We start from the raw sequence: 15,187 nt of genomic DNA, 5'->3' as shown, positions 1-15,187 counted from the left end.
GCTGCCACCATCGTCGACAAGCCCTCCAGGAACTTCTGCATCGCAACCTGGCGCAGCGTAAACATTAATGAATCGAGCGCCTCCAGGCGAATCGAGTGAGCCTCTGTCATCCGCAGGACGAGTTCGCGGATGCTGTCGTTAATAGCCATGAGTTCGAACACACCGATGCGTCCGCGGTAGCCCGTGTTCATGCAGCGATCACACCCCTGGCCGCGGTAAAACGTCACCGACTCCATATCCATCGCCAAATTGAGGCGCCGGAACGCATCCACCGGCGGCGTGTACGCCTCCTTGCAGTCGGGGCAGATCACACGCACCAGCCGCTGCGCGAGGACGCCGATGACCGACGAGGCGATGAGAAACGGCTCGATCCCCATCTCCAGCATGCGGGTGACCGCGCTGGGAGCGTCGTTGGTGTGCAGTGTCGAGAGCACGAGGTGGCCGGTCAACGCCGCCTCGACGGCGATGAGGGAGGTCTCGGCATCGCGCATCTCGCCGACCAGCATGACGTCCGGGTCCTGGCGCAGCATGGTGCGCAGCGCCGAGGCGAAGGTGACGCCGGCGCGCGGGTTGACCTGTCCCTGCGTCAGCCCCGGGAGCTGGTACTCCACCGGGTCCTCGATAGTCATGATGTTCTTTTCGGGGCCGTTGATCTTGTTGAGCACCGAGTACAGCGTGGTTGACTTGCCGCTGCCGGTGGGCCCGGTCACCACGATGATGCCGTACGTGCGGTTGATGAGATTGTCGAATTCCTCCATCATGCTCGCGGGAATGCCGAGCTTGTTGAGGTTGACTTGCACCCCGCGCTTGTCGAGAACGCGCATGACCACTTTCTCGCCGTGCGCTCCGGGGAAGGTCGAGATACGGAAGTCGAACTCCCGGTTGTTCATGAGCAGGGAGATGCGTCCGTCCTGCGGGGCTCGCTTCTCGGCGATGTCCATTTCCGCCATCACCTTGACGCGCGACACCAACGCCGCCTGCACCTGCTTGGGCACGACCATCTTATCGTGCAGGATACCGTCAATGCGATAGCGCACGCGGACGCGATTCGCTTCGGGCTGGATGTGGATGTCGCTCGCGGAGTCGCGCAACGCCTGCTGGATGATGAGGTTCACCAGGCGCACCACCGGCGCGTCCTCGGTGAGTTCCTTCAACTGATCGGCAGTGAGCTCTTCCTCCGCGGATTTGTGCTCAAACGTGATCTCGCTGATGTCGGCTTGTCCGACCTCTTCCGCAACCTGCTTGATGGCTGCGCCGATCTCTTCGCTCACCGCGTGGGCCTGCGTCAGCACATTGCTGATGTCTTCGTCCGTCGCGATGACGGGCTCGATCTCGAGGCCGGCCACGAGCCGCAGTTGGTCTATCGCGAAGATATCCAGCGGGTTGACCATCGCGACCGTGAGCTTGCGGCCGCTTTGCTCCAGGGGCACGGCGCGCAGGCGCTGCAGCAGGTGGCGCGGAATGACCTTGATGAGTTCCTTGTCGAGCTGCCGCTCCGACAGGTCAACGAACGGGATCCCCCACTGCCGGCCCAGGCACTTGGCCTTATCCTTCTCGTTGATAAGGCCCATGTTGACCAAGATCTGGGGCAGCGGCTCCTTGGTCTCCTTCTGGATCTCTATTGCCTGGTGCAGTTGGTCGTCGGTGAGGTTGGTGAACTCACGCACCAGCTCTGTGACGAATTTCTGCTGAGACTCCATCCCTTTGCCTGTCACCCTTGCCTACGTCGTCGGCCGCGATGCATCGGTCCTCTATCGCGGCACGCAAGCGGGGGCCGAACGCCGAGCCGCGCGACCCCCGCACCTGTCAACACAATCACGTCGAATCGCTAGCTCGCGGCCCCCGACTCCGCGATCTCGGGTGTGATGATGATCACCACCTCCGAGCGCACCGGATGCCTCACCGTTGACTTGAACAACAGGTCGCCGATGACGGGAATGTCGCCCAGCAACGGCACCTTGTTGACGTTGATTGTCTCGTCGTCGCGGATCAATCCGCCGATGGCCAGCGTCTCACCGCTCTTGACGCGCACGGTGGTCACGGTTGAACGCTCGGTGATCGTCGGATATCCGTCGAACACGCTGGTCGTTATAGAGCTGATGCTCGGCACGAGGGTCAGCGTGATCTCGCTGTCAGGGCCGATCCGCGGGTTGACCATGAGCGTCACGCCGACGTCAATCTCCGTGGCCTGGACGATCTGGCCGCCGAGCGGGGTGTAGCCGACGATCTGCGGGTAGTAGATCTTCTCGCCCGCGTGGATCGTCGCCTGGCGGCCGTCGAGAATCATGATGGTCGGGTTGGCCATGATGCGGGCGTTGCCCTCGGTGACCAGCGCGTTGATCGCGCCGGCGATACTGAGGTGTGACCGCATGATGCTGCCGAGCTTCAGATCGTGGGCCGCGACCTCGGCGGCGGACAACCCGCTGTCGAACTCCGACGGGGAGGCCTCACCGACGATGATGCCCGCCTTGCCCGCAAGGTCCTGCCAGTTGATGCCGAGGCGCTTCTCCACGTCTTGGCGCACCTCGGTGATGGTGGCGCTGATCTTGATCTGCATCGGCGGGACGTCGAGCTCTTCGCACAGCTTGAGGGCACGCGTGAGCGTCGCCGGCGCGCCGCTCAGAACCAGCTTGCTGACGTGGGAGAGTTCCTGCGTCTGACCGGCTCCGCCTACTCCGCCCGCGCCGCCGGGCTGCTGGCCCTGCGCCGACAACTGCGGCGCAGCCAGTGCTGCCATCCCGCCCTGCAGCGCGCCCCCTCTGGCGGCGGGCTGCACCGTCGGCGTGCTCGACCGCGGCGCCGGCGTCACTTTCAGATCGGGGAACACCGTTTCCAGTGTTTCCTGGAACTCCCTGGGATCGGCGTACTTGATCGTGTAGATGGCGCGCTCCGCGATGCCCATCGCGGGCGCCACGTCGACGCCCGCGAGCAGCGCCTTCGCGCGCTCGAGCGCAGCGGGCGTCCCATTCAGGATCAGCCCGCCGGTGGGGCTGGCCTTGCACGTGACCTGCGGCTCCACGTCGCCGATGATCGCCATGGCGTCCTCAGCGGGCACGTACTGCAGGGCGACGACCTCAGTCAACGGCTGATCCGGAGCCGGCGGCTCCGCAACCAACGCCTTGACCTCCTCCGGCGTGCCCACAACGTAGGTGCTGTCGATCTTGGCGAACTCGAGGCTGTTGATCTTGCTGATCACGGTCAGGGCTTCCTCGACCGTGACTTCACTCAGCCGCAGCGTGACCGTGCCGGACACCGTGCTGCTCACCGCGATGTTCGCGCCGCTCTGGGCCGCGAGCGCCTTGATCACGTCGACCAGATCGGTGGCGACGAAATCGAGGCTGAAACGCTTCCCTCCAGCCGCCGGGTCCGCCGCAGCGAAAAGCTGCGTCCCGGGGAGGGCTTCCGGCCCTTGCGCTGCCACAGGCGCCGCGGCGAGCGGCAACAGCACCGCTGCGCTGAGCACCAGGCACAGCCAGGCGCGTGCCTGCGGAGGGGACAACTTTCGGTTGGGGATTGCTCTGCGGGTCATGTCTTACAACCTCCCTGTTAGGTCGAGGCGAAGTGTCCCCTCGCTGCTGGCGAGGACCACCTGCCGACGTGCTATGGACTGAACCATGTAGCGGCCACCGACGGGGTCGCCGGGCCGCACGAAGTATCGCTTGTCACCCTTGCGGATGATCGCCATGGACGGGTCACCGTAGATGACGCCGGTGAGGCGCAGAGTCGCTTGCGCCGGCGTCGGTTCCGCCGCGGGCGTTATGACCCCGGACGGGGACGCCTGATCCGGCGGGCCGAATAGCTCCAGGCGCATGGGCTCGATCGGCGGCAGGGGCGCCGGCGGCATTGCGGCCACCATCGCCGGCGGCGCGGAGCCCGGTGCGGAGGCCGGCCGCGCGGCGATCACGGGCGCAAAGGGATTACGCCCGGCCGTCGTCCCGCCTTGGCTCATCGGTATCGGCGCCGCCGACGACTCGATGCGTGCCGAGGCCAAGTCAGACGGCTCGCGCGCCGTCGCGCTCGGCGGCGGCTGCGTCGTCGCCTGCGCCGGCCGCGTGGTGGGCTTGAACGTGAAAAACAGGGCTGCCAGCAGAACCGCCAGTCCTGCCCCTAGGAAGAGGAGTTCTTTGCGTCGCTTGTCCATTTCTCTTCCCCTTTCTGGATGAGAGCGAGCAGGTTCATCTTCACGCGCAGGTCCGGCGCCTTGAGGCCCTCCGGCTGACATGCCGGCGCGAGCGACAGGTCGTTGACCGCCAGCATTTTCGGGAACTGGCTCAAGCGCTCGAGGAACTTCTCCGTTTGCCAGTACTCGCCCGTGAGATCAAACTCGATCGGTACCCGGTCGTAGAGTGCGTCGGCCGCCAGTTGCTCTTCGGCCGGCGCCGCGCCGCCGTCAGCTCCCGCTGGAGATTCGGTGGACGCGGGCGCGGGCGTGGGCGCGCGCTCGATGAGCGGCAGCGGCTTGACGCCCATCACCTTGTTATCCGTATCCTGCGCCAGCTTCTCTATCTGCCGCAGGAAGGTCGGTATGTAGGCGTAGGTCGGCAGTGCCGGTTCCAGCACCGCCAGGCGCTCCTGGAGGTTGGAGTACTTGCGTTCGAGCATCGGCCTCGTGGCGAGCTTGTCTTGCAGCCCCTGGAGTTCCTGGCGCTTGTCGTTGCGCTCCCGCGTCAGCGCGCGCAGCTTCGTCACTTTGGTCTGGTAGACAAACCCCCCCAGGCACAACAGCACGGTCGAGACGAGAATCAGGATCGTGAAGGCGCCCTTGCGATTTGCTATCTTCATCGGAGTTCGCTCCCTATGGGATGCTTGATCGGGGCGGTGACATCGAAATTCACCACCTCCTGGTCGAGCAAGCCCACCGTCTGCGTGAAGTTAAGCACGGGATCCCCGCACCACGTCGCTTGCTTGAGGTTCAGCATGAAGTCGCCGACCGCCCGCTGCGAGGCGGCAGAGCCTGCGATGGACAGGGATTGCCCGGACTGATCGCGGCGCGACTGGACGTTGGTCAGCCACACGTTGTTCGGGATGCAGCGGCTGAGGTCGCCCAGGACCGCGATCCAGGCCTGCTGGCTGCCGTGGACCGCCTCGAGCAGGTTCACTCGCGGCTCCAGCGCAGCGCAGTGCTGCTCCAAATACTCGATGCGTTGGAGATCAGCGCGGAACTTGGGGTCGCTGAGCTTGGCGGCGCATTCCACGACCTCGCCTTGCGTGATGCCGATGGCGATCGTGAAATAGGCGTACATGACGCCGATGACGACGATCAGGCTCAAGACGGTGTAGCCGGCGAGCCGCAGCAGTTTGGCGCTGCGCTGCTTCTGTGCTCTGCGCTCGGCGATGAGGTTGATGTTGATGCTTGTCATCAGGCTTCACCTAACTTGTTGACGCTTATCAACGGGCTTCGGCTGCTCTCAGGTTAAGCTTGCCGCTCAGCATGATCTCCCTGAGCGCCAGGCCGGCAGCGACGACGAGCGTCGGGGAATGCTCGTCGAGATACTCCTGGCTCAGCCCGGGCGTCTGGATCAGCCCGTGGCTGAACATGCCTGCCTGCTCGACGGGAACGCCGAGCTGCGCTTGGAAGTAGGCGGCGAGCCCGGCCATCTTGGCCGTCCCACCGGAGAGGATGATGCGGTTGACGCCCGGGGCACGGTTCTGGTCCTCATCCTCGGCAGGCGCCTGCTGCTGATAGTCGTAATAGGCGAGTGAGCGGCGGATTTCGCGGATCAGCTCGTCGAGCAGCGGCTCGACGGCGCGGCTCGCCTGCTGGGCGAAGGGATCGAGAGTGGCGCGCTCTTCCTCGCTGCACACCACCTGCATCGCGGTTTCCTTGAGGGCGTTCGCCTTGTCGTTATCCATGGCGAGCGCCGAGGCGATGGCCTCGGTCATGCTGTTGCCCGCGATCGGGATGGTGCGCGTCAGGACGAAGTTGCGGTTCTTGACGATGTTGATCTCGGTGAACGATGCGCCGCTGTCGACCAACGCGACCGTCTCGGTGTCGAATGCCGACTGCCCGTTGAATTCGATCAGGCTGCGCATGGTCGCGAAGGGCTCGAGCTCAATGCCAATCGGCTCGAGGCCGGCGCGTTCCAGGGCCTCCACTCGGGTTTCCACCATATCGCGGGGCGTCGCGACGAGCATGACGTCGAGCTGGCCGCCGTCCCGCTGCCCGAGCACCTGGAACTCCAGGATGCTGTCCTCGACCGGGAAGGAGATGTAGCTACGCGCCTCCCACTGGATGGACTTGCGCAGTTGGCGCTCCGACATGTACGGCATCTGTACCTGGCGCACCACCACCGTCGGCCCTGCGACCGCCGCCAACACCTGTGTCGCCGGGATCTCGAGAGCGCCCAGCAGCGCAGACACGGTCTGGGCTACGGTGGCGGAATCGGTGACGACTCCGCCCTTGGTGGCGCCCGCCGGCGTCGGGCGGGTACCCGCTTTGCGCAGCACCAGGCTCCCGCGCTCTTCATCCAACTGTACGACTTTGACACTGTGACTGCCGATGTCCAAGCCGACGACGTCGGCGTCGCCGTAGAGCTTCGAGAAAACGCTCATGATTCGTCTGCTCCTGTCTCAGCGGGTGGGACGCCCGCCGGCGCGCCCGCTGTGTCGCCGGGCGGGCTCGGGCTGAAGTAGTTGCCGATGCCCAGGCTCGGTGACGGCGGCGTGTGTTCGACGTGCGCCACCTGGTCCCGAGTGCTGACCTTCGCCGAGCCCCATTTCTCGACGAGGTCCTGGCTTATGAGTTCAGTTATGAGGAGGATTGCTTGCACCGGCTCGATGCCGCTCTCACGGATGATCTGCGCCACATTGCGGCGCGCGTCCACTAGCTTCATGATGGTACGGTGCTCGTCGCTGAGGTCGTCGTGTCGCTCCGTCGCCTTGCCGCTCCTCAAGCGCAGCACAACGTTGAGGTCGGTGAACTCCCGCTCGATCTGCTCCCATTCATCAATCCGCCGCATGCCCTCCATGATGAGCGCTTCGGTCGAATCGTGAACGCTGCGCGTCACCGGTCGCAGGTTGCGGCTGAAATCGAACTCCCCCTCGCGCCACCCCAGCAGCCGATAGATCACCGGGGCTCCGCTGTGGCCCTCGCAGGCGGCTTCCACGACCTGCCCGTCGCGCAGATGCACCAGCCCCTGCAGGCTGCCCTGGCGCACGGTCAACGTGCCGCTCTTGCGACTCAGGTTGAGCAGCTGGAGTATCTCCGCGAAGCCAAACTCGTCGAACGTGCCATACAGCGGCAATGTGCCATCCCTCGGATCTGCCGTCCACCGGCAGCCAGTTGCTCTGGCGACACTGGGCGGCTGTGCCCGCCCAACAAAAGGCGGAGCCGCCCCAGCAAGGCTGCCGGAAGACGGCTCCCCATATCACGCCGCACCAGGCGGCGCGCGGGGATTTCGTCTTGTGGCAACCCGGCTGACTCACGGCGCAGCGCGCCGTTCCTGACTGCGGCCAAGCCGCATCCAGGGTGAGTCCCGTGGCTTTGCGTCCCCTCCTCGCGAAGGGTTTGCCTTTATCAGCGACCGAAATCCCTTATTTGGTTGTCAAGCCCCCCGGCTCTACTGCTTTATTCCACATTTCGGCCGTCATCGGCAACAGCTTGAACGAGACGACCGGCGGTGCCCTACATCGCGCCGCGCTGTTGCTTCGCGCGCAGATTGGCGAGCACCAACTTGCACGCTGCGTTCAGGCTCTCGAATACGCCGCGGCCGTCGATAGCGACCGCCTCGAAATGCGGCACCTGCCACGGGTTCAGAACGTACTGCATGAACCTCAGCGGCGCCACATTGTCGAGGTCACGCTTGTTGTACTGCATCACGTAAGGCGTCGTCTCCAGGCTGCACGAGTAGCCCGCTAGGTTCTCCTCCATGTTGCGGAAACTCTCGACGTTCTCTCGCATCTTGTCCCACTGCGAATCGGCGACGAAGATGATCCCGTCCACCGCCCGCAGCACGAGCTTTCTGGTCGAGTTGTACATCACCTGGCCGGGCACCGTGTACACCTGGAACTTCGTCTCGAAACCGTGCAGGCTCGGCGCCTCCAGCGGGAGGAAGTCGAAGAACAATGTGCGCTCGCCGGGCGTGGCGAGCGAGACCAGATCGCCTCGCCGCTCGGCGTTGGTGTGATGGTGGATGTGCTGGAGATTGGTTGTCTTCCCGCACATCCCCGGGCCGTAGTACACGATCTTGCAGGAAATCTCTTTTAGTGCATAGTTGACGGAGGCCATAGGCCGACCTCTGCTCGCGTTCCAGGCCAGGCGTCCCTAGACCTTGGCGAAGAATATGTCCTCCAGCGCCGCGTCTGCTGCCAGCCACGACGGGGGTTTCGGTTGCGGCAAGTCGAAGGCTTCATCCGGGATAAGCGGCACGATCGCGGGTAGCGGAAGCTCGATGCTCGCCGCATCGTCGGCCGCCCCGGCGGGCCGGGATACGACGTCGTCGAGCTCGACCAACGGGATGCGCACCTCGCCCTCACGCAGCCTGGGCATGATGCGTGACAGCGGTATCGTCACCTCGTCCACCTCCAGCTGCGCGTCCGGCGGAAGCTGCTCTGCGATCAACGACGCGGGCACGGTCACCCAGCCCTCCACCTGCGGCATAGGCGGAGCTGACGACATCTGCGACTGCGCCGAATCGCGCGGGTCGAGCACCTGAAACAGCGACGCGTCCGTTGCGCCGTTCCGCCCCGCGTCCTCTGCGTCGGCACTCGCGCCGGCCCCGGCCTGAGCAGGCGGGGAATCGAATGCGACCTTCGCCGCCGTGGGCTGCGCTGTTGACACCTTGTGCGCCCTGCGCTCCGCAGGTGCCCGCTCAGGCGGCATCAGGGCGCCGCGCACCAGGTAGACCGCGATCACCGCGAAGGCCGCGGCGGTCATCCAACTCTCCCACCCCGGCGACAGGAAGTCCCACCCGATGTGGGGCCGCCGCGCCGCAGCAAGCTCCGCCCCGACCGCGGCCGCGGCAGAGACGGCGATGCGCAGCAAGAGCAGCGTGGGCAGGCAGACCAACTCCGCGCGCAGACTGAACCGCCCAGACCACACGTAGATGATCCCAGCGTACACAGCGCCTTCGGTAAGCAGAGCCGCGAGCACCGGCAGCTTGATCGCTGGCGCGTCGAGGCTTTCAAGTCTGGTGCACAGCAGAACGGCAGCCGCCAATAGTAGGACCGCGGTGGCGACGCTCGTCCCGCTGATCTCTCTTTTCATCAGCGTCTCCACGCCGGAGTCGTCATGAGAATTGGGGCGCGGGCCCACGATGGCCGCGCAAGCCACAGCGAAGAACTGATTCGGTTCGCCATAGTTATTCCACATCCGGTCTCGCAATTTGATATTGCGGCGCCTATCCGACCGTCCCCAATGCCACGCGGGCCGCGCGGACCTACCGATGGGTCAGGTGGACCGAGGTATTGCTCGGCCGGCTCTTCTCCGAGCCGAAGACGACGTCGCGGCGTCTGTCGCTGCTCGTCATCCCGCTCACCATGGCGTGGGCATTCCATAGTGGCCTCGCGCCGAACGCGACGAACTGCTTCACGCCAAGCGGGGTGGCAATCACGGACGTCGTGGGGATGTCCGTCGTGCGGTCGGGCGGGTGGTAGTCGGGGCTCTCTGGCGGACCGCGAAGCTGGCCTGGCTCGCGCCTCACCCGCGGCCGGTGACCCGCCGCACCATCTCGGCGATCCAGCGGATGGGCTCCAGACTTCGCGCGAGATGCCTGCCCGACGTTCTTTCCATCGCCGCGAGGTGCTGCATCAGCGCCGCGCGTTCGGCCGGCCACGTCGCCGCTACGCCCTCCGCGCGCGACGGCGCAGACTCTGCGCCGACCCCGTGCAGCATGTCACGCAGCAGCCTCGCCGGGAGGGCGCAGCGTCGGAGCATGATCTCGCGCTCGGCGCGAAGGTGGGCCTGCAACTCCCGCCGCTCGCGCAAGGCGCGATGGGTCGCTTCGAGGATGGCGTGAGCAGTGACGTCGTCGGCGGACAGAGCGAATGCGCCCATCCCCAACTCAGACAGAAAGCACGCCACTTTCGGGTCGTAGGTAAGACCCACCGACGGGACTGCGCCGTTCGCGGCGAACACGTGCAGGTGCAGGCGCATGCCGACAGCTACGTCGGCGCGCGAAATCACGGCCTGCGCGGCCCGATGGGATGCGAGTGCGAGGATTGCGGCCCGCTTGCGTCGTCTGATGTCTTGCAGTACGCGTCGGAGCAACGGCAGGTCGCCGTGCGGGCCGGCTTGGAGCGGGAGGCCGATGATCGAGCCACCGGTCTCCCGTACCAGGGCTTCAGCCGCTTGCCTGACTGCCGCGCGGAGTTGGTCCATTCCGGATCGCGGCGCGAGCGGGATTCCCCGGAAGCGGAACCATGGGCGCAGGTTAAGGGCTATCCACGGCCGGGGGAGGTGAGCGCATTCGCGGACCGCCGCCTGCGCTTCTTCGTCGGACGGCGCGGGCAGTTCGAGGGCGGGATCCGCCGCCACGTGTACCGAATCAGCCGGCACGCCGCAGTCAATCAGCGTCTGCTTCGAATAGGCGTCGCGCACGGCGATGCACTGCGCGCTCTCCGCCACAAACCGCGCCAGGCTGCGCGCACTGTGAGACACCAGCGGCCCGACCCCCATGGCGTAAAGCAGCAACGGGCGCTGCGCGATCCGGGCCAACATCGCAAGCTTGGCGGTGCGGATGAGCCACGATGCATCGGGGCGGAAGAAGTCAACGGCGCTGACGCGGAAGGTGGAGTCGTAAAGCAGTCCGCCGCCGCCGACGACTACGGCGTCGGCTTCCTCTACTGCGCGGGCGAGACGATCAAGGCGCGTCCAGCCGAGCCGCGCAGCCGGTTGCGTTCCTCTGTCAGTCGCGAACCGCGGGCCGGCGACGACGCTCGCGCGGACCGTCGGAAGGTCCTGTCCGAGCCGCGTCAGCACGGCATGGGCAATGGCGTCGTCGCCGAGGTTGGTGTAGCCTGCGGCGGTGGCGAGTAGAATGCGTCTCGGGCTCGACGCGTCGTCAGTGGCTTGGTGCTCGGTCACGCCCCACCTGCTTGGCTGCGTGGCCGTTGCGGCAGCAATCCAAGAGGCGCGCGTACTCGTCGGCCACGACGTCCCACGAGTACCGGCCTCTGGCGCGGCGGCCGGCGCGTTCGCCAAGCGCGCGAGCTGCGCCGGGGTTGCGCATCAACCATCCGAGCCGATCTGCAAGATCGTCCACGTCGTGCGCCTTGAAGAGAATGCCCGCGCCGGCTGCGATCTCCTGGTGTTCGGCGATATCGCTGACGACCACGCAGTTGCCGTACGCCATCGCCTCCAAGAGCGCCGGATGCGTGCCGCCGACATCGGTGGCGGAGATGTATGCGTACGCGTTCGACTGAAGCTCCCGGTAGGCGCTGCCGAAGACATACCCCGCGAATGCCACCTTGGGGCCCGCGATGCGCTTGAGCTGTCGAATGTACTGCTGCGCGTACGGAGCGTCGCCGACGATGACCACGGGGTGCGCATCGGGCAGGCCGGCGTGCGCCCGGATGATCACGTCTACGTTGCTCTCCGGCTCCAGTCGTCCGACCACGAGGAAGTACTTGCGCGACTCGAGGCCGAGTTCGCGCAGCGCAGCCCCCGGGGCGGTGGGCACGATTTCCGCTCCGTACGGGATGAGCCAGGGCCGCCGCCCATACCGGCTGACACAGTACGACCATATCGCCGCCGCGTCCGACACGACCGCGTTGCTCATCCTCACCGTGGACGCCTCGAACAATCGCAGCACCGCCCGCGCCGCGGTGCCCCACTTGGCGCGCTGCCACTCGAGCCCATCTATGTTGGTGACCACCGGCCTCCCGAGCAACCCGGGCAGCATGGTCGCCGGCCCGCCGCTGATCCCCAGCGCCAGGATGACCTCGGCGCGGCTCGCCGCTGCGTGCACCAGCGAGAGCCACGTGAACAGCGGCTTCTCCAACGCCTTGTGGTGGATGGTCGGCAGGAAGATCCGGCGCACGCCGGGCGGCGTGTCGCTCGCTGGCCCGACGTATCGTCGCAGGCAATAGACGGCGACCTCATGCCCGGCGTCCGCGAGCCGTCGGCTGACTTGCTCGGCGCACGTCTCGAAGCCGCCGTAACGCGCGGGTATTCCTCTCGATCCGACGATTGCTATTCTCACAGGCCCAGTGCGGCTCCGACTCCGGTGAAATGCGACGCAGGCGCGCAGCTTCCCGGGAGCGTCATCGCTTCAGCGCACGGGGAGCCGGCGTCCAGCGCGAGATGGTACGCGTACAGCGTGCGCTCCGCCGCCTTAGCCCAGGTGAATTTGTCGAGCACGCGTTCGCGCAGCTGCGCTGGCGGCGCGGCCCACGCCCGAGCGACCGCTCCGCGGATCGAGTCGAGGTCAGCCGGATCGCAGTACTGCGCGTCGTCGCCGAAGTACTCTCGCGTCGAGCCGCGGTCGCTGACCACGACGGCGCACCCCGCGGCGGCCGCCTCGAGGGAGGCGAGACCGGGCGTCTCGAACCAACTCGGCAGCGCGTGGACTCTGGCCCGGGACATAACCTGGCGTGCTTGCTCGTGCGGCATCCCTCGCAGCCAGCGAACGCCGGCGCCACCGCAGCGAAGCGTTCGGCTCAGATAGCGGCGATGATTCGGAGCCGGCGCGCCGACCAGGGACAGCCCGTAGGTCGTTCCGCGCAGCGCGCGCACCAGCCCGAGCTGATTCTTGCGCGGCTCGATCCGACCGACACAGGCGACACCGCGGCGCTCACGGTCCGTCCTCGAGCCGAATTCCGGGTTCACTCCGTTGGGGACGACCACGGTCGGACAACCAAGGGGCCCGAAGCTGCGCCGCAGCAGCGCCGATTCCGTCACCGAGTTCGGCAGCAGACATGATGCGACCGATAGGGTGTCTCGCTGCAGTCGCCGCCAGCCCCGAATCACGAGGTCAAATGTCGCTTGATTTCGCTCACCGTCCACGCAGTAGCGCCAGACGCCGCGCAGGCGCTCGATAAGCTCCAGCGGCAGAGCGCGACAGAGCGCCCCCCGCGCGCCGGAATGCCCGCGCCGTTCGAACTCGCTCGTGTCCCAGTAGATCGGCGAGAGCACCATCGGCACGTGCGCCCGGGCCGCCCGGCGAGCGTATCTGGCGGTCTCCTGCACGCGCCCAAGGTTGAAGAGGTGGACGATGTCGTACCCGCGCGGGTCGGCATTCGGTTCGACGGAGACGTCTGCATCCGCCCCCATGCGTCGCAGCGCCCGCATCGTCTCGACTACCTGAACCGTATCCCCGCCAGGCACGGTGAACAGGCTCACCCGGGCTTGCATCAGGATCCTCATGCTCCACGAGCCTCTGGACACGCCGCCACCCCGGGCGTCTTTCGCCGCGGGGCCGGCACTGCCTTTCGGTCGAAGTATCCTTTGTTGTTTCGGCCTTCGCCGCCCGCCCTCCTTGCGCCGTCGCGCATCAGCCATCGATCTCCTGCATGATGCCGTGCGAAAGGCCCCGTGATGGGCTCGTCCTTGCCTGCCGTAGCCGGCGCCAGTATAATAGCCCTGTGAAGAGGCAGACCGTTGTGCAGGCCGCGGCGATCATGATGGCCGCCACCGCAGGGAGCCGCGTGCTCGGGTACGTCCGAGACAAGCTCATCGCCTACCAGTTCGGCAGGACCCCCCACACCGACGCCTATTGGGCGGCGTTCCAGGTCCCCGACCTGCTGTACTATCTGCTTGCGGGCGGGGCGCTGGCGGCGGCGTTGATACCGGTGCTCTCCGGCTACCTGGTGCAGGAGCGGGAAGACGAAGCGTGGCGCATGATCAATACGCTTGCGACGGCGATGGTTCTCGCCGTCGCGGTGGGCGTCATCGTCATTATCGTCTGCGCTCCCTATCTGGTGCCGATCGCGGCCTTCGGGTTCACCCGCAGGCCCGAGGTATTCGCGGAGTGCGTGTTCTACGTGCGGGTGATGGCGGCAATGGTCTTCTTCACCGCGCTGTCGGCAATGGCGGGCGGCATCCTCCAGTCCTACCACCACTTCACGGCGCCGGCGCTCGCCTGGTGTATGTACAACGTGGGTATCATCGTCGGCGCGGTTTTTCTGGCGCCTTACCTGGGCATCCTTGGCCTCTGCATTGGCGTGCTGGCGGGGGCGGCGATGATGGTGGCGGTGCAGCTTCCGGCGCTGGTCAAGCGGGGCCTGCGCTATCGTCCGGGGCTCGATTTCACGCATCCCGGCGTGCGGCGCTTTGCGGTGCTGTTCTTTCCGCTCATGATCGGCCTTGCGGTGCAGCAGATTGCCCTGCTGTGGCTGCCGGGGTTGTTCGGCTCATTCTATACCGGCGGCGTCACCAACCTTCGCTACGCCAACCGGCTCATCGTCCTGCCGCTCGGCCTCTTCGGCGTCTCCATATCCACCGCCGCGTTCCCCACGCTCGCGCAGCAGTTCCGGCGCGGCGAATCGGACCAGTTCAAGCACACGCTGGGCCTCAGCCTGCGCGCGATACTCCTGTTCTCGGTGCCAAGCTCGGTTGGGTTGGCGGTGCTGAGCGGGCCCATCATCAGCCTGCTGTGGCAGGGCGGCGCCTACAGCGAAGCCGCGGCGCGCTCCGCAGCGTTCGCGCTGACCCTTTGGGCGCCCTGCCTGTTCGCCATCGCTGCCATGCAAATCATTAACCGCGGGTTCTACTCGATGCAGGACACGGTGACGCCCCCGCTGATCGGCCTCGGTTATATCGGGCTCACCGCAGCGCTGGCAGTGGCTCTGATGAAGACCACCCCGGCTGCGTACGGCAGCCTGCCGCTGGCGACCTCGATCGCCTCGCTGCCCGCCATGATCGCCGCGGCTCTGCTCCTGCGGCGCAAGGTTGGGCCGATGGACATGTGGGGACTCGCCGCGTCGTTCGGCAGAGTCGTCCTGGCGTCAGCGGTCATGGGCGTGGTCGCGTTGGGGGTAAGTAATATAATAGGTAACGCGTTCGGCTTGCCTCACTTCGGTTTCACGTTGACGGCACCCGAGGCCGAGGGGGCGGCCGCGGGCGGGAGCATCAGCCTGTGGCGCGTCGGCCTGCAAGTCCTGGCCGCCATCGCGGCAGGGGCCGCCGCGTTTATCGCCGCGCTGCGGGTGGTGGGTGCGGAGGAGTTGCCGTTGGCGACGGACATCATCCGCCGCACACTCCTGCGCCGGGGCGCAGGAGTGCCGGCCGCGCCCCAGAGCGAGCAATAGC

General features: G+C 66.3%; 14 protein-coding genes and 1 riboswitch. Of the genes, 2 read left to right on the top strand and 12 right to left on the bottom strand.

Features of this window, described 5'->3' with window-relative positions; genetic code table 11:
* The 9 genes from JSV65_09750 to JSV65_09710 form a co-directional block, all read right to left on the bottom strand.
* Positions 1 to 1,700 (bottom strand): type II/IV secretion system protein (locus JSV65_09750; GenBank protein ID UCH36615.1); only part of this gene is annotated, 1,700 nt, incomplete at its 3' end.
* A gap of 128 nt (positions 1,701 to 1,828) precedes the next feature.
* The gene (locus JSV65_09745) at positions 1,829 to 3,529 is read right to left on the bottom strand and encodes a type II secretion system protein GspD (GenBank protein ID UCH36614.1); all 1,701 of its coding nucleotides are present in this window, start codon (positions 3,527 to 3,529) and stop codon (positions 1,829 to 1,831) included.
* A 3-nt stretch (positions 3,530 to 3,532) separates the two neighbouring features.
* Positions 3,533 to 4,141 carry a hypothetical protein gene (locus JSV65_09740; protein UCH36613.1) on the bottom strand — a complete coding sequence of 203 codons (609 nt, stop codon included), beginning with the start codon at positions 4,139 to 4,141 and terminating at the stop codon, positions 3,533 to 3,535.
* On the bottom strand, positions 4,108 to 4,782 hold the full coding sequence (pilO, locus tag JSV65_09735; GenBank protein UCH36612.1) for a type 4a pilus biogenesis protein PilO: 675 nt from the start codon (positions 4,780 to 4,782) through the stop codon (positions 4,108 to 4,110). Before pilO ends, JSV65_09740 begins: the two co-directional genes overlap by 34 nt.
* Positions 4,779 to 5,360, bottom strand: a complete 582-nt coding sequence (locus tag JSV65_09730) for a PilN domain-containing protein (GenBank protein ID UCH36611.1) — start codon at positions 5,358 to 5,360, stop codon at positions 4,779 to 4,781. Before JSV65_09730 ends, pilO begins: the two co-directional genes overlap by 4 nt.
* A gap of 28 nt (positions 5,361 to 5,388) precedes the next feature.
* Complete coding sequence (gene pilM / locus JSV65_09725) at positions 5,389 to 6,552, bottom strand: type IV pilus assembly protein PilM (GenBank protein ID UCH36610.1); 1,164 nt, start codon at positions 6,550 to 6,552, stop codon at positions 5,389 to 5,391.
* Positions 6,549 to 7,244 (bottom strand): DUF4388 domain-containing protein, encoded by a 696-nt coding sequence (locus JSV65_09720; protein ID UCH36609.1) that lies wholly within the window; start codon positions 7,242 to 7,244, stop codon positions 6,549 to 6,551. Before JSV65_09720 ends, pilM begins: the two co-directional genes overlap by 4 nt.
* Before the next feature lie 159 nt (positions 7,245 to 7,403).
* Positions 7,404 to 7,522, bottom strand: a riboswitch (cyclic di-GMP riboswitch).
* 102 nt (positions 7,523 to 7,624) lie between these two features.
* Positions 7,625 to 8,227 carry a gliding-motility protein MglA gene (locus JSV65_09715; GenBank protein UCH36608.1) on the bottom strand — a complete coding sequence of 201 codons (603 nt, stop codon included), beginning with the start codon at positions 8,225 to 8,227 and terminating at the stop codon, positions 7,625 to 7,627.
* 36 nt (positions 8,228 to 8,263) lie between these two features.
* Positions 8,264 to 9,205, bottom strand: a complete 942-nt coding sequence (locus tag JSV65_09710; protein UCH36607.1) for a hypothetical protein — start codon at positions 9,203 to 9,205, stop codon at positions 8,264 to 8,266.
* 200 nt (positions 9,206 to 9,405) lie between these two features.
* On the opposite strand from JSV65_09710, the gene JSV65_09705 reads away from it, so the two are divergent.
* On the top strand, positions 9,406 to 9,594 hold the full coding sequence (locus tag JSV65_09705; GenBank protein ID UCH36606.1) for a hypothetical protein: 189 nt from the start codon (positions 9,406 to 9,408) through the stop codon (positions 9,592 to 9,594).
* 43 nt (positions 9,595 to 9,637) lie between these two features.
* On the opposite strand, the gene JSV65_09700 is transcribed toward JSV65_09705, so the two are convergent.
* Genes JSV65_09700 through JSV65_09690 form a run of 3 tightly spaced genes read right to left on the bottom strand, consistent with a single transcriptional unit; the run spans position 9,638 to position 13,303 of the window.
* Positions 9,638 to 11,023 carry a polysaccharide pyruvyl transferase family protein gene (locus JSV65_09700; protein ID UCH36605.1) on the bottom strand — a complete coding sequence of 462 codons (1,386 nt, stop codon included), beginning with the start codon at positions 11,021 to 11,023 and terminating at the stop codon, positions 9,638 to 9,640.
* Positions 11,001 to 12,140, bottom strand: a complete 1,140-nt coding sequence (locus JSV65_09695; GenBank protein UCH36604.1) for a glycosyltransferase — start codon at positions 12,138 to 12,140, stop codon at positions 11,001 to 11,003. The genes JSV65_09700 and JSV65_09695 overlap by 23 nt, the downstream gene beginning before the upstream one ends.
* On the bottom strand, positions 12,137 to 13,303 hold the full coding sequence (locus tag JSV65_09690; protein ID UCH36603.1) for a glycosyltransferase family 4 protein: 1,167 nt from the start codon (positions 13,301 to 13,303) through the stop codon (positions 12,137 to 12,139). The genes JSV65_09695 and JSV65_09690 overlap by 4 nt, the downstream gene beginning before the upstream one ends.
* Before the next feature lie 218 nt (positions 13,304 to 13,521).
* Between JSV65_09690 and murJ the strand changes: the two genes are divergently transcribed.
* Positions 13,522 to 15,186, top strand: coding sequence for a murein biosynthesis integral membrane protein MurJ (murJ, locus tag JSV65_09685; GenBank protein ID UCH36602.1), 1,665 nt, complete (start codon positions 13,522 to 13,524; stop codon positions 15,184 to 15,186).
* Position 15,187 lies beyond the last annotated feature (1 nt).

It is taken from the genome of Armatimonadota bacterium, from assembly GCA_020354555.1.
GTDB lineage: Bacteria > Armatimonadota > Hebobacteria.
Note: the sequence above shows the minus strand (reverse complement) of the source record. Positions and strands in the feature narration are given on the sequence as shown.

What these genes read in the sequence shown, in the direction of transcription:
- JSV65_09745 (UCH36614.1), bottom strand. Translation starts at nt 3,529, where the DNA reads ATGACCCGCAGAGCAATCCCCAACCGAAAGTTGTCCCCTCCGCAGGCA.
- JSV65_09740 (UCH36613.1), bottom strand. Translation starts at nt 4,141, where the DNA reads ATGGACAAGCGACGCAAAGAACTCCTCTTCCTAGGGGCAGGACTGGCG.
- pilO (UCH36612.1), bottom strand. Translation starts at nt 4,782, where the DNA reads ATGAAGATAGCAAATCGCAAGGGCGCCTTCACGATCCTGATTCTCGTC.
- JSV65_09730 (UCH36611.1), bottom strand. Translation starts at nt 5,360, where the DNA reads ATGACAAGCATCAACATCAACCTCATCGCCGAGCGCAGAGCACAGAAG.
- pilM (UCH36610.1), bottom strand. Translation starts at nt 6,552, where the DNA reads ATGAGCGTTTTCTCGAAGCTCTACGGCGACGCCGACGTCGTCGGCTTG.
- JSV65_09715 (UCH36608.1), bottom strand. Translation starts at nt 8,227, where the DNA reads ATGGCCTCCGTCAACTATGCACTAAAAGAGATTTCCTGCAAGATCGTG.
- JSV65_09710 (UCH36607.1), bottom strand. Translation starts at nt 9,205, where the DNA reads ATGAAAAGAGAGATCAGCGGGACGAGCGTCGCCACCGCGGTCCTACTA.
- JSV65_09690 (UCH36603.1), bottom strand. Translation starts at nt 13,303, where the DNA reads ATGAGGATCCTGATGCAAGCCCGGGTGAGCCTGTTCACCGTGCCTGGC.